This window comes from Eubacterium sp. OM08-24 (assembly GCF_003438075.1).
In the GTDB taxonomy this organism is placed as follows: domain Bacteria; phylum Bacillota; class Clostridia; order Oscillospirales; family Acutalibacteraceae; genus Ruminococcoides.
This window is the reverse complement of sequence record NZ_QSTA01000006.1, coordinates 27,492-41,702: the sequence shown is the minus strand read 5'-3', so window position 1 is coordinate 41,702 and position 14,211 is coordinate 27,492. Positions and strand designations below refer to the sequence as shown.

Here is a 14,211-nt window from a genome sequence, read left to right as displayed (position 1 = left end):
AATTGATATTTGACACATTCTCTGTTTGTGGGGAAGAATTCTCATAACCGTTGATGTACCATATTTTCGGAGGTGAACGTCATGGATCAAATAAAAATCGGTAAATTTATTGCTACGCTTCGTCGGCAGAGCGGACTAACTCAAGAGAAGCTCGGAGAGAAAATTGGTGTAACAAACAAAACAATATCTCGCTGGGAAAATGGTAACTATATGCCAGACATTGAAATGCTCCAACTACTTGCAAAGGAATTTAATGTTAGCATAAATGAATTGTTGGCTGGACAAAAGATGTCAGACGAAGAGTTTCGGAAAAATGCAGATGAAAACATAATTGCTGTTTCAAAAGAAAGTGCATTCTCGTTTGAGGAAAGAAAAGCATATTTCAAAAAGAAATGGCGTAAGGAGCATATATCACTTTTTGTTGTTTTATTGTTAATTCTAATTGTCGCTTTTGTATTGCCATTTGTTGTCAGTAAACCATGGTTTGTTGGATTAGTACCATTGATAGCATTTATTGAATATGGTTACCAGAATAACAGAATGATGATTTATGTAGAAAACTGTCTTTATAAGTGAGATAGTCAATATCCTGTTTAAGATTATTTTTACAATTAAAAAATATTATAATCCGATTGTTTTTCTTAAATGAAAGTCAATCGGATTTTTATTTGCGGAGGTGATTCAATGAGTGCAACCATAGGTGCGGCACTAAAGAAAATAGCAGTTTCTCTGCTCACGGATAAAAAGGTCATAAAAACAATAGGCGGTATAATAATCGGCGTAATCATAATTGTGGTTATGCCGATTATTGCTGTTGTGTCAATTTTCAACGGCAGTATGGATATTGACACTGACAAGCTGGGTAAGTCCATACAAGAAAATATCTCAGCCGAGCAGATGGAAAATCTACAGCTTATCAACAACACAATGACTGAGGTTGAAAATCAACTCAAAAGCAAAAAACTGTCCGACTATAACACGCAGGCAGAGGTTATCTATCTGTTCTCCCTGTCCGATAAATCAGAGGACAAGGACTTTGTAAAAAAACTGGCTCTATGTCAAGAGTTGGGGTAATCCGAAAAATGAAATAGAGATATTTAACAAGTGGCAGAAAATTAAACTGTCGCTTGTTTTTGTTATGAAAAATAACTGTATTGCTCATGACTATTACACATTTATATATTTGGCTTTCTTAAAAGTAATGATTGATAAAAATATAATATTTTTTGATTATTGGTATATCATTTGTTGTTTTTGTGCTATAATATAAATTATTAGCTATGATAAAAATAATGAGGAAATAAGAATTATGAAAAAGGCAGTAAAAAAGTAATTGTATTCCCCTCTTATTAGGTGTTATCTTATTAATGGGTGCTTGCTCAATGCTCGGCACTTTCAACAAAACTACGACAAATACAGTATGTGGAAGACTGAATGCAAAATACAACAAGGAGTTTGAGGCTGAATACATAGGAAACAGAATAGATACTAATTCCGCAACACTTTATGTGCATCCGAAAGATACTCCTAAATTGATGTTTAAAGCTGTAATAGATAATGATGGCAATGTGACAGATGATTATGCGAGCAATATTATTATTTATCAAATAGAAAATGATATAGTTGATGAATTTAGCAAAATCGGTATAGATTGTGCTGTCGATGGTTCAATAATATCAGATGTTAGTGAAGAAACTGATAAATCGTTGTCGGTAAATGAATTTGCTGATAAACACAATATAGAAGATATATATTTTAAGATTGTTTTTTATGATGAATCGATCAGTAAAGAGAAAATGCTATTAACTTTTAAAAATATTAGCCCAAAATATAGTTTTGGATTATTGATAAACGGTTATTTTTTAAGTACGGATAAATATTTGGAATGTGCAAAAAAATTTGATGGTGATAACAAGATTTTTGTAGATACAAGTTCAATGTATTTTGGATCAAATAATGCATTCAGCAATTACAAAGAATATAGTTCTCAATGTAGATTAATTAGTGCAATAGTTTACACAAAAAATTGATAATGATGATGAAATGGCAAATGAAATGTTAGCGGCGTCAGAAAATATGAATATGAGCGTTTCGATTTTTCATGTTTTGCCGGATTGCTATGCTCTAATAGACAAGTATAATTACGATCTTGATAAGCCGGAAATCGTGTCTATACAGAATTTTAGAATTAAAAACAATACTATATTTTCAAAAACTTGGGAGAAATAAAATGATAAAATTTATAGGAAAGGCAGTTGTTTTAACTTTGACATTAGGATTTTCTTTATCAATGGGTGCTTGCTCAATGCTCGGCACTTTCAACGATACTACGGCAAATACAGTATGCGAAAGGCTGAATGAAAAATACAACGAGGATTTTGAGGCTGAATACATAGGAAACAGAATAGATACTAATTCCGCAACACTTTATGTGCATCCGAAAGATACCCCTAAACTGATGTTTACAGCTGTAATAGATAATGACGGCAATGTAACAGATGATTATGTGAGCAATATTATGACATATAAAGTTCAAAATGATATTGTAGAGAGTTTTAATAAATATAACATAGACTGTGCGGTTGATGTTGAAATAGTTACGGATATTAAGCCTGAAATCAATACAAATTTATCAATTGAAGAGTTTGTTAAAAAGCACAATGTTAGCGGTATGTATGTAAAGGCAATCTACTGTGATGATAATATAAGTAAAGAACAATTGGTTACGATATTTGAAAATATTAGTAAGAGTTATAGTTTTAAACTTGTAATAAACGGTTATTTCTTTGATATTGAAAATTATAGACAATGCTCACAAAAATTTGATACTTATCCTTCTTACGGAGATACATTAATAAAGCGTTATAATCCTTATAAAACTTTTACTTTGTGTGTAAGCAAAGGAGAAAGTACACCGAGTTTACATGAATTTGAGTATATAACAGAGGTGAAATGAAAAAGAGGACTTGCTATACAAAGCATTGAAAGTGAATGTTTCCCGTGAGCATTACTGTCAGAAGATGGACACTCGTTTCCTTGATGAAATCAATAACCGTCCTCCTATGTCAATGGAGCAGATAAAATCAATGTGGTATGACGGCGAAGATTACAGCTACAGACATTATGATGACACTCGCTATCACGCACTGAATCTTCACAGCGTGTTCTACAAGGGTACGATTGAATTCCGCCTTTTCAATTCCACCTTACACGCAGGCGAGGTCAAAAGTGCGATTCAGCTGTGCCTTGCAATCAGTCATCAGGCGTTGATACAGAAGTCTGCAAGACACGCTAAAACTGTATCGGACAATGAAAAGTATACTTTCAGAACTTGGCTTTTGAGATTAGGTTTGATAGGTGACGAATTCAAAACAGCTCGTCATCATCTGCTGAAAAATCTTGACGGAAACATTGCGTGGAAGGATCCTGCACAGGCTGAAAAACAAAAGGAAAGGCTTGCTCAAAAACGAGCCGCAGAACTTAATAATACAAACGAAAATATAAATGTCAACGAACCCGAAGTCAATCCTGTTCCAAATGATGAACAGGAAGAAACTTCGGGTTTTGTTATGAGTATGTAAGGAGAGAAATCTATTATGAGTAAAAAATTATACATTGCCTATGGCAGTAACCTTAATCTCAATCAGATGAAATATCGTTGCCCAACTGCAAAACTTGTTGGCAAAGGTACAATTGAAAATTACGAATTACAGTTCAAGGGTATGCCAAATTGTTCATACGCAACAATCGCACCTTGTATTGGCAAGTCAGTTCCCGTTGCTTTATGGGAACTTCAGCCGAGAGATGAAAGATTGCTTGACCGCTACGAGGGTTATCCGTCACACTACTTCAAGCAGGACTTGCCTGTGAAATTGAATAACGGCTCTGAACTGACTGCAATGGTTTACATTATGAATCTGAAACAGCAGTTCGGATTGCCAAGTGCGAGCTACTACGATACAGCGTCACAGGGTTACAAGGACTGCGGTTTTGATATGAAAATTCTAAATGATGCGGTAACTGACAGTGCAAAGAAATACTACGAAAACCTTGAACAGAACAATCTGTTTGATTCACCTGACGAAGATGAAGATATGGGAATGGGTGGTATGACTTTATGAACGAGAGGAAGAAACTGAAAAAGCAACTCGGTGATAAGTATATTTTCAAAATGTATTTGTCGGTAAACGAAGTTAAGAAATTACTTTGTGAAAATCCAAAGGACAAGCATGACACTCTCTTTGCTTCACTCACAGTCGGCTGTGTGAAAATCAATGCCGTTGTATTTCCCACACCCGATAAAATGCTCCTCGGCTTTGATATTCTTGTAAAGGACAAACCCGAGAGTGAAGAATGGATTTGCTATGACACTTTGAGTGATGAAATCAAGTTATCCCCTCGCAGTATTGAACAGGCTATGTTTGATATTCTGAATCGTGAGGTTAAGGAGTACGGACTGTCATATACAGAGTGTAATTTTGAAGTAATAAACGGCAAATCAATAAAAGCAGAATAACGGCGGTATTCTCGCCACATTCGCCCTGTGTCGGCTTTAAAAGGAGAAGTCGGAAAAGTATCCGAAATCGAATAAAAGCCGAAATCGGGTGGTTTGTGGCAAGGTGTGAAAAATCGAAGTTACGGCAATTTGGGCAGTTTTTCAAGGGTAGGTATTTAAGCAGGATAAAGGCGTATTCCGTTGCAGAGCAACGGTCGCCGAAACACACCGACCGGCAACGCCGTTCGGGGATTTTCAAAGGTGTTACTTTTTTTGGATTGTGTTACCGCTTGTATTCCAAACTGCCCGATTTTGCCGATTTTAAGAGGTTTTTTCTGAATACTCCAAGTGTTACTGAAGGAAAAGGTGAAAAATGGACAACGACTCAAAGAGAATAGGACTGTACATCAATCAGGATTTACTCAAAGCCTGTGATAATGCAATCTCAATAACCAATGCAACATCACGAAGTGAATTCATATCCGATGCAATAGAATTTTACATTGCGTGGCTAAACTCAAAAAATGTAAGTCGTGTGCTTACTCCTGCACTTGAATCTGTCATCAGTTCAAAAATTCTTGATACTGAGGACAGGCTCGCAAGAGTTCTCTTCAAGCAAGGTGTGGAACTTGCCATGCTGATGCATGTTGTTGCGGCGACCAATGATATTACCGAAGGACAGCTGAGAGATTTAAGAAAAATATGTGTTGATGAGGTCAAACGAAACAGCGGTAAATATAAGTTTGATGATGTTGTAAGGTTTCAGAAAGGGTAAGCTATGCCGAGAATTATTATGAAATCGCCCTACATCAAGCCGAATTTCAAAACTCATATCGGAAATTATGTTTCCTACATTGCGACTCGTGACGGAGTTGAAAAGGCTGACAGTACACAAAAGTTTATGGAAACAACCGAAAGACAAAAACAGATTATTAAGAAATTGCTTTCTGATTATCCTGACTCAAAGGACTTGTATGAGTATCAGGATTATCTTGATAAGCCGAACATAGGTAATGCAGATGAATTGATTTTGCGGATTGCCGAAGCTCACGCTGAACTATTCGGCGACAGAGAAAAGTATGTAAGTTACATTGCACAGCGACCGAGAGTAGAAAAAATATCCTCACACGGCTTATTTACTGATGATGGTGTGCCGATAGTTTTATCTAATGTGCAAAAAGAGATTGCCGAGAGTAATAGTAATATCTGGACTCATATCATTTCTCTAAAGCGAGAGGATGTGGAACGGCTGGGCTACAACAATGCAAAAGCTTGGATGAATTTAATTCGTTCACAGCGAAATATGATAGCGGAGAATATGAAAATCGCTCCCGAAAACTTCAAATGGTATGCGGCTTTTCATAATGAAGGACACCATCCACACATTCATATGATTGCATATTCTAAAAAGCCGAACGAAGCGTATCTAACGGAAAAAGGCATTGAAAACATAAAGTCAAATCTTGCAAAGGTAATTTTCCGTCAGGACTTGATAAGTATTTATCAGAAGCAGACCGAACACAGAGATAAGCTCCGTGCTGAGGCTCGTGAAATTGTAGAGGATTTGGTTTCAAAGATTAACTCTGAAATATATATTAGTGCATCAATTCAGCATAAGCTGTTGGAACTTGCCGACAGACTTTCAAAATCGAAAGGCAAAAAGGTCTACGGTTATCTGAAACCCGATGTAAAAGCCATCGTTGATTCAATTGTTGATGAGCTTGCAAATGATGATAGAATCAAAAAGCTGTATGTCCTTTGGTATGAGCAAAAGGAAAATACAATCCGCACCTACACGGATGAAATGCCCGAGCGTATTCCATTGGTTGATAATAAGGAATTCAAGTCAATCAAAAATGCAATAATCAAGGAAGCGTTGAAACTAAATCTCACTGAAGATGAGGTTGAGAAAAGAGAGAATACGGACGAAGAATCTGTTTTAAATCCCTTTGAATATGAAGAAAACACCTCTGTCGAATCAGTCTTTGATTCAGGCAGAGGTGTTCTGTATCCTCATTATTCAATTAAAACCAACCGAAACAGTGTTGCAGTTTCTTCCCTTTATCTCCTGCGCTACCTCTGCAACATAATTCAAAATCAGCTCCGTTTTGAAGAAAAGCAGAAAGTGCAAAGAACGGATAAAAAGCTTCAGCAGAAGATAAATGATAAGAAACAAGCTCAGGGTTTAAAAATGTAATCACAGATTTAATGAATAAAGTTGGCAAAAGGGATTTTCTTTAAATCAATCTAATATCGGTAAATTGTTTAAACATGGAGGTAAATGCATCATATGATGGTCAGTCATTGGAGTTAAAATCATACCTCCCATTGTTAACCTTCCCCAAAATACTAATAACCATACCGAGCGAAAATCTGTTGTTACTCCACCTTCTTCTAATATTCTCATTACCCATTCTTCCGGTACCATTGAATTTATCTGTACTAATGTTAGATTTCCTAATATATTACGTGTGTTTTTACCAACTGCGAGCATATATTCATGAAGAGCTTCAACGTTTATCTCTTTTCCAAACGCTATTGCTTCATCAAGTTCCAAAGCATTGCCTGTATCTGTAATAGGTGAACCAATTTTTCTTTGCCATTCTTCATTGAATATTTGATTTTGATTTGCCATTAAAATATTGCTTACTAAATCTTCAATTCGATATGTATGCCAAAATTGCCAACACAAAGGAACGGTTCTAGTGCCTGCGTAATGTAAATCCACATCATAATCCTCTCTGGGCACTAATTCATTTTGATTGCCTCTTAACATATAATCCAAAACATAATCTGCAATAGTTTTTTCAGTTCTTCCAGAAATTTCAGCAGGATGCACCATAGCATGAACTTCTAAAGTAAGTTCTCTTATTTTATCTATATCTGTTCCTTGTAATGCAAGTTTTAGTTCATTATATTTCTTCGTTATTGGCTCAAATAATTCTTCCTTTGTCATAGGATTAACCTCCTGAAATTTATAATTTTTGATCGATTATTTATAATTATCTTACCATATATATAGGAAATTGTCAATCAAAAAATCATCACACCGCCAAGGGGAAACTGCACCCAAAGGTTGATAGGTGCCTCCTGTCACAGTGATAAGAGAAGAACTACCAACTATAAGATATTACAGCAGAAAAGAAAAATATATACAAGGAAGTGATTAAAATATCAACCTACATTCATTTTACAAAAGAACAGCGAGAACAGGCAAGGCGAACAGACCTTGCTAATTTTTTAATCCATCAAGGCGAGAAAGTCAAGAAATCAGGTTCGGAATATGAATGGCTTGACGGTTCGCAAAAGGTCACAATCAGAGGTCATCTCTGGTATCATCAGTACGAACAAAAAGGCGGTGATGCGATTGATTTCATTCGCAAATTTTACAACAAGGACTATGCCGAAGCGGTTCAAATGCTTTTGAATAACGGTGGCAGTCAAATCATAACATCACCGCCCATAGAAAAAGAGCATAAACCCTTTAAATTGCCACCAAGGAATGACAGAATGAGCCGAGTTTTTTCTTATCTGCTGTTGACTCGTGGTATTGATAAAGATGTTTTGTATGAGTTCGTGCGGCGGAAAATGATTTATGAATCGTCAGATTTTCACAACGCTGTCTTTGTCGGCTACGATTCAAACGGTAAACCTCGCCACGCCCACAAGCGAGGAACTGTGACGAACAATCCGTACAAAGGAAATGCTGCAGGAAGTCAACCCGAATTCAGTTTTCACTGGCACGGCACAAGCGATAAAATTTATCTCTTTGAAGCACCGATTGATATGCTTTCCTACATTTCAATGCACAAGGAAAACTGGCAAGAACACAGCTATGCGGCATCCTGTTCCGTTTCGGACAGGGTGCTTTTTCAATGTCTTAAAGACAATCCAAATATTAAAAATGTGTTTCTTTGCTTTGACAATGACGAGGCAGGACAGACAGCAAACAAACGGATAGCCGATAAATTAAACTCAATGAATATCAAAAGCGAAATCCTCATTCCTATCCATAAAGACTGGAATGATGATATTTTAAACGGTGAAAGGACTGATGAAATATGCCGTCAAGTGTTATAACTCTGATTATTGTTGCAGGTTCAATGTTTGCCTTGTTCATAATTATTTCTACGGTCGGAAATTACTATTCCCTCAACCGCATAAAGAACAAGACGGTCGGACAAGGTCAGCATGGTACGGCTCGTTGGGCGACAAAAAAGGAAATCAAGAAAACCTACAAGCAAATTGATTTTAAACCAAATGAATGGCGTACAAATCCTGACAGCAGACCAACTGAACAAGGAATAGTTGTCGGTTGCAAGAACAGTAGAAAAGGAACAACCGCAATGGTTGATACAGGAGATGTTCACGCTCTGATGATTGGTGCGGCCGGTGTCGGCAAGACCGCCTATTGGTTATATCCATGCATTGAATATGCCTGTGCAACGGGTATGTCATTTTTATCAACCGACACCAAAGGCGATATTGTTCGCAACTACGGAACGATTGCAGAAAAGTATTACGGCTACAAAATTTCAGTCATAGATTTGCGTAATCCCACACGCTCCCATGGTAACAATCTTCTGCACCTCGTAAACAAATATATGGACTTATACAAAGCCGAACCCGAACATCTTGTTTACAAGGTGAGGGCAGAAAAATATGCAAAAATCATTTCAAAAACAATTATTCTTTCCGGTATGGACTCGGCATCATTCGGTCAAAATGCATATTTTTATGATGCCGCCGAGGGACTTCTCACAGCAACAATTTTACTTGTGTCAGAGTTTTGCAAACCTGAAGAACGCCACATTGTTTCGGTATTCAAAATCATTCAGGAACTACTCGCACCAACAGGAAAGAAAGGGAAAAATCAGTTTCAGCTTCTTATGGACTATCTGCCCGATGACCACAAGGCAAAGTGGTTTGCAGGGGCGGCTCTCAACACAGCTGAACAGGCTATGTCAAGCGTAATGAGTACGGCACTTTCAAGGCTGAATGCATTTCTTGACTCTGAGCTTGAACAGCTTTTGTGTTTTGATACAGAAATAGACGCTGAAAAATTCTGTAATGAAAAGTGTGCAATATTCATTGTAATGCCCGAAGAAAACCCCAACACTTTCTTTATGGTTTCGCTGATTATCCAACAGCTTTACCGAGAAATACTTTCAGTTGCAGATGAAAATGGAGGTGTACTGAAAAACCGCTGTGTGTTCTTCTGCGATGAATTTGGCACTTTGCCGAAGATTGATTCGGCAGAGATGATGTTCTCTGCCTCCCGTTCAAGGCGGTTACAGATAGTGCCAATAATTCAATCCTTCGCACAACTTGAGAAAAATTACGGCAAAGAGGGTGCTGATGTTATCATAGATAACACACAGCTGACCATTTTCGGCGGCTTTGCTCCAAACAGCACAAGTGCGGAAGTCCTATCAAAAGCACTCGGTTCAAGAACTGTTATGTCAGGCTCTGTAAGCAGGAGCAAAAACGATCCGTCGCAATCCTTGCAAATGATTGAACGACCACTTATGACTCCCGATGAGTTGAAGTCACTTCCAAAAGGCACATTTGTTGTTATGAAAACAGGTTTTTATCCCATGAAAGTTAAGCTTAAGCTGTTCTTTGAATGGGGCATTGAATTTGAGGAAAAGTATGAGGTCATGGAAAACGGCAATCGTGAAGTTCACTATGCAAACCGTTCGGAGTTGTTCAATAACATAATTCAGAAATACTATCCTCACTATCTTGAACAGCCTGCAACTGATTCGGATTTTGATGAGGCAAGCAGTGAGAAAAAGAAGAAAAATGAAAATCTTAAGACCTCACCAAATGCGGAACAAGCCGACCGTGGAAATACTATTGATTCTGAACAGAAATATGAGCCAACAGAAGAACCCGAAAATTCAAGCGTTGAACAGAACAAAAATAAGCAGGGAAAAGTAGTCGTCAGAACCGAAAGACAACCTCAGGAGGTGCTGGACAATGAGTAGATTAACTTTTCTCTATCAAATGGACTTACCCCACAGAGCCGTAGCAGTCTATACCTATCTACACGACCGAGCCGATAAAAATGGTGAATGCTTCCCCTCTGTAAAAACAATAGCAGACGACATAAAGCTGTCGCCTGCTACCGTCCGCAGAGCTATTAAAGATTTGAAAAAAGCCGGATTAATCGAAACCGAACAGCGTTATCGTGAACAGGGTGGTAAGAGCAGTTTGCTATATAGAATAAAAAATAAAACATTATAAAAGTATGATGGTAAGAACATATAATACATATTATTTTTTAGCCAAATACACCTCAAAGGTATTGAAATCACATTTGAATGTATCCGTTAATTCCAAAATAAAATTATCTTTTATGTAATCAGGCGTCTTGGTTAATTCGTTCTTAACAAACCAAACCGTATTATCAAAATCAATATCATTTACAATATCCTTTTTATTGACACAATCAACATTGTCAAAAGCCGAAAACCACGGTTCGTAATAAGTGCAGATATGCGTGTTTTCGGGATAATAATATGACAAAATTCCGAATGAGCTGTCGCAATATAAAAATGTATCTGTTGAAGAAGCTATTTCATCAAAGCGGTTGAAAAAATTATTCATTGACGGGTTGTATTCAAATATTCCCGTGCCGATAAGACAGGCTACGTTAAGTGCGCAAAGCAATACGCAAATAATATTTTTAACTTTTTCTTTTATATGTTGTGTGCCGAAAGCGACAAGCAGCGCGAAAATTCCCGATATAACAACGCTGTACCTCGCTATGTAAAAGGGGCGAATGAAAATTGTCACAAGCAGACCTATCGCCTGAACGCTTAATACGCAGGTTATCGCAAATATTACAGATAACCTGCGGTTTTCCTTTTTGGCGAGTATCAGCGTCGAAATAACAATTCCCGATGCAAACACAACCACCGAAAGCGGTTCTACTCCTTTTAGCCAGAAGCTACCGGCAGCCGCCTCGGTTTGATATAACAGCGGGATAATCCACGGAGAATATCCCACCGTCATAGCTATATCAGATATTATGATTGCTTTTATCAGCTTTCCGTCTTTTACAAAAGCATAGATATTCACGAAAATGAAAATCATGCCGACCGCAAGCAAAGCGTAAATGTGGTTGTACGCGGCAAACAAAGCGGTGATAACAAATATAACGCAATGCCGCGTCCCGTGATTTTCAAGAAACAGCAAAGCTTCCGTAAAGCAAAGCGTAACAAAAAATATACACCACTCATATGACCTTTGCTGAACGCTGAAATAAAGCGACATAGGAATTGCCCCTATAGTAAGCATATAGACCACTGATGTATCCGAACCGAAATGCTTCTTAACCACGGTACAGCCAAGCAAAAGCGTTGCAATGTAACCGAGTACCGAAAAAATTTTAGTTACTAAAATCGAATAACCGAAAATCTCACAGAAGAATTTCAGAGATATAAAGTATAGAGGAGGATGCATATCCGATTTTAATATTTCAATTACTTCGGAATAATTGTGCTGAATTAGCGACAGTGTATAAGCTTCATCAAACCATATATTATTGTTAAAAATCAAACTTATTGAAAACAAAGATAGTATTGTGAAAATTATATATGATAAATTGTTATAGCGATTTTTAAAACATTTCATTAGATATTCCTTTTCCTGATACTATAATTTGATTTTTAACATCAAAATTACATAAATAATTGTTGAAACAGACAATAGTATCAATGCAGATAGATTATATAAGTCTAAGAAAATATAATTTATTTCTAAAGAGCGATACTTAAGCACTTACATGATTATTATAAAACTCGAAAAAGCCTAGATAAATCGTAACTGAACAGTGTTACCGTGAACAAGGGCGGTAACACTGTTTCAATAAGTAAATAACGAATAATAATATATGTAAATATAAGAGATTATGTTTGATTGCTATTTTGTATATTAGAGTTTATTCCAATAGTAGAAGTGAATGTATTTGTATTGCTATCAAATTTCATTTCTAAATTTCCATTGTATTTTTCAACTACTCGTTTAATACTTCTAGTGCCAATTCCGTGCATACCGGATGTGCTTTTAGAAGATACGAGAGTTCCATCAATGTATTTAGGTTTTTTATTGCAAGAATTTGAAATTTTAATGATTACAAAATTGGAATTTCTTGTACTAATAGAAAAATCAATAAATTTTTCATTTGTCATTAACGCTGACTCAACTGCATTTTCTAAAAGATTGTCAAGCAAGGCGGTTATATCATGTTCTTTCATAAAATCAATATTTGTGTTTTTTATACTGATTGTAAAGTTGATGTTATTTCTCTTGCATATCTCATAGTACCTATGAGTAATTAAATTTACTGTAGGGTTATTACAGTAGTCAATTGGATTCATAATACTAAAATCATTAACAATTTCAGAAATATATTGAGCTATATTTGAATCCTTGTCTTCTGATAATTGTTTAATTGTCTTTAAATGTTTTGTTATATCATGAATTAATATCTTTGAGTTTTCGTTTTGTTCTCGTAACAAATCATAGTAATCTATTGTATTTATTTCCTGCTGATAATCTAAAAGTATTTGAGTGTATTTCCTATTTATTTTTATCGTTGTTTCATGGAGGTAAAAAACTATTATGTTTGACAATAGTATGAGAATGTTACCTATAATTATAGCAATTTTAAAGTTGTTGTTTACGGAGTAGAATGTACAAAGATATACATTTGTATGCATTAATATTATTGAAGCCATGGGTAAAACGCAAAGCAGTAATGAAAATTTAGAACCTGTACTTTTAGATTCTTTTTCAGAAAATTTTAGAACACCCCATATAAAAATAAAATAAAGCAATTTACTCATAATTGCCTGAATAATGAGGATAAATGCGTCAGACCGGCTTTCAAAAAGACTAAAACGAGATACAACAGAAAATGGTAAAATAACAATTAATTCTGTGATAATCATTAAAAACAACAAGACAAAATTAGCAAATATACCGGATTTTATGCTTGAATTATAGCAAATTCTCAAGATAATAAAATTGCAAACATAAAAACAAACAGCATTTATCAGCGGAATTTCGATAAGGTTTATAATATATAGGACTAAACCGGATAAAAGTATTGATATAGGAATAAATTTTTTTGATATTCTTCGTTTAAATTTAAAATCAAAATAATAAAAAGATATGAGTGACTCAATCAGAAAGACTATAGCGTAACAGATACTAGAAATCATGTTGTACCTCCCATATATTCATAAAAAGCTTTTTTGAATGATGCATAGAAACTACGGGATATAGGTACTGTTGCTTTTTTAGAATTAAATGATAATGTGATTTCATTTTTATTAAAGTCTGTTACATTCTTTAAATTAACTATGTAACTATAGTGTGATTGGGCAAAATACTCGTATTTGGATAACTGCTTTTTCCAATAATCAAACTTTTTATTTGAAATGAACTCTTGCGTTTTTGTAACTAGTTTAGTTTTGCGATTTTCTATAGTTAAATACAAGATGTCAATTGTAAATATATTGTGACATTCATCAAAATAGTCTAAGACAATTTTTTCTGTGCTTTGTTTATACAGATTTAAAGCAATCTCCATGCTCCTAAAAAATCTATTTTCGTCAATGGGTTTAGATAAAAATCTAAAAACCTTTAAATCCATTGCATCATCAAGATATCCTTGAAAAGATGTAACTATAAAGACAATAATA

The 14,211-nt window shown here is 35.6% G+C and carries 16 protein-coding genes and 1 pseudogene; 13 read left to right on the top strand and 4 right to left on the bottom strand.

Annotated elements, in window-relative coordinates; all coding sequences use genetic code 11:
• Positions 1–81 precede the first annotated feature (81 nt).
• From DXC23_RS09250 to mobP3, 10 genes and pseudogenes are all read left to right on the top strand, one after another.
• The gene (locus DXC23_RS09250; protein WP_117705829.1) at positions 82–576 is read left to right on the top strand and encodes a helix-turn-helix transcriptional regulator; all 495 of its coding nucleotides are present in this window, start codon (positions 82–84) and stop codon (positions 574–576) included.
• 108 nt (positions 577–684) lie between these two features.
• Positions 685–1,074, top strand: a complete 390-nt coding sequence (locus tag DXC23_RS09245) for a hypothetical protein (protein ID WP_117705828.1) — start codon at positions 685–687, stop codon at positions 1,072–1,074.
• A 293-nt stretch (positions 1,075–1,367) separates the two neighbouring features.
• Positions 1,368–2,030, top strand: coding sequence for a hypothetical protein (locus DXC23_RS09240; RefSeq protein WP_117705827.1), 663 nt, complete (start codon positions 1,368–1,370; stop codon positions 2,028–2,030).
• A 13-nt stretch (positions 2,031–2,043) separates the two neighbouring features.
• The gene (locus DXC23_RS09235) at positions 2,044–2,229 is read left to right on the top strand and encodes a hypothetical protein (protein ID WP_117705826.1); all 186 of its coding nucleotides are present in this window, start codon (positions 2,044–2,046) and stop codon (positions 2,227–2,229) included.
• Position 2,230: 1 nt separating this feature from the next.
• On the top strand, positions 2,231–2,956 hold the full coding sequence (locus tag DXC23_RS09230; RefSeq protein WP_117705825.1) for a hypothetical protein: 726 nt from the start codon (positions 2,231–2,233) through the stop codon (positions 2,954–2,956).
• 1 nt (position 2,957) lies between these two features.
• A pseudogene (locus DXC23_RS09225) lies at positions 2,958–3,470 on the top strand (amidoligase family protein); the annotation flags it as partial.
• Positions 3,471–3,596: 126 nt separating this feature from the next.
• On the top strand, positions 3,597–4,121 hold the full coding sequence (locus tag DXC23_RS09220; RefSeq protein ID WP_117705823.1) for a gamma-glutamylcyclotransferase family protein: 525 nt from the start codon (positions 3,597–3,599) through the stop codon (positions 4,119–4,121).
• The gene (locus DXC23_RS09215; protein WP_117705822.1) at positions 4,118–4,516 is read left to right on the top strand and encodes a hypothetical protein; all 399 of its coding nucleotides are present in this window, start codon (positions 4,118–4,120) and stop codon (positions 4,514–4,516) included. The genes DXC23_RS09220 and DXC23_RS09215 overlap by 4 nt, the downstream gene beginning before the upstream one ends.
• Positions 4,517–4,868: 352 nt before the next feature.
• The gene (locus DXC23_RS09210; protein ID WP_117705821.1) at positions 4,869–5,270 is read left to right on the top strand and encodes a ribbon-helix-helix domain-containing protein; all 402 of its coding nucleotides are present in this window, start codon (positions 4,869–4,871) and stop codon (positions 5,268–5,270) included.
• 3 nt (positions 5,271–5,273) lie between these two features.
• Positions 5,274–6,692 (top strand): MobP3 family relaxase, encoded by a 1,419-nt coding sequence (mobP3, locus tag DXC23_RS09205; RefSeq protein ID WP_117705820.1) that lies wholly within the window; start codon positions 5,274–5,276, stop codon positions 6,690–6,692.
• A gap of 45 nt (positions 6,693–6,737) precedes the next feature.
• Here the strand turns inward: mobP3 and DXC23_RS09200 are convergent, their stop codons facing one another.
• A complete protein-coding gene (locus DXC23_RS09200; RefSeq protein WP_117705819.1) occupies positions 6,738–7,451 on the bottom strand; it encodes a hypothetical protein in 714 nt (237 codons plus the stop codon).
• Positions 7,452–7,657: 206 nt separating this feature from the next.
• Between DXC23_RS09200 and DXC23_RS09195 the strand changes: the two genes are divergently transcribed.
• Genes DXC23_RS09195 through DXC23_RS09185 form a run of 3 tightly spaced genes read left to right on the top strand, consistent with a single transcriptional unit; the run spans position 7,658 to position 10,744 of the window.
• Complete coding sequence (locus DXC23_RS09195) at positions 7,658–8,575, top strand: DUF3991 and toprim domain-containing protein (RefSeq protein WP_117705818.1); 918 nt, start codon at positions 7,658–7,660, stop codon at positions 8,573–8,575.
• On the top strand, positions 8,557–10,485 hold the full coding sequence (locus tag DXC23_RS09190) for a type IV secretory system conjugative DNA transfer family protein (RefSeq protein WP_117705817.1): 1,929 nt from the start codon (positions 8,557–8,559) through the stop codon (positions 10,483–10,485). The genes DXC23_RS09195 and DXC23_RS09190 overlap by 19 nt, the downstream gene beginning before the upstream one ends.
• Positions 10,478–10,744: a helix-turn-helix domain-containing protein gene (locus DXC23_RS09185; RefSeq protein WP_117705816.1), complete on the top strand. Its 267-nt coding sequence runs from the start codon at positions 10,478–10,480 to the stop codon at positions 10,742–10,744. The genes DXC23_RS09190 and DXC23_RS09185 overlap by 8 nt, the downstream gene beginning before the upstream one ends.
• 30 nt (positions 10,745–10,774) lie before the next feature.
• On the opposite strand, the gene DXC23_RS09180 is transcribed toward DXC23_RS09185, so the two are convergent.
• The 3 genes from DXC23_RS09180 to DXC23_RS12550 all read right to left on the bottom strand — a co-directional run.
• Positions 10,775–12,136, bottom strand: coding sequence for a hypothetical protein (locus tag DXC23_RS09180; RefSeq protein WP_117705815.1), 1,362 nt, complete (start codon positions 12,134–12,136; stop codon positions 10,775–10,777).
• Positions 12,137–12,411: 275 nt separating this feature from the next.
• Positions 12,412–13,728 (bottom strand): GHKL domain-containing protein, encoded by a 1,317-nt coding sequence (locus DXC23_RS09175; RefSeq protein ID WP_117705814.1) that lies wholly within the window; start codon positions 13,726–13,728, stop codon positions 12,412–12,414.
• The coding region (locus tag DXC23_RS12550; protein ID WP_199523067.1) for a LytTR family transcriptional regulator DNA-binding domain-containing protein at positions 13,725–14,211 on the bottom strand (487 nt) is incomplete at its 5' end. The genes DXC23_RS09175 and DXC23_RS12550, both read right to left, overlap by 4 nt.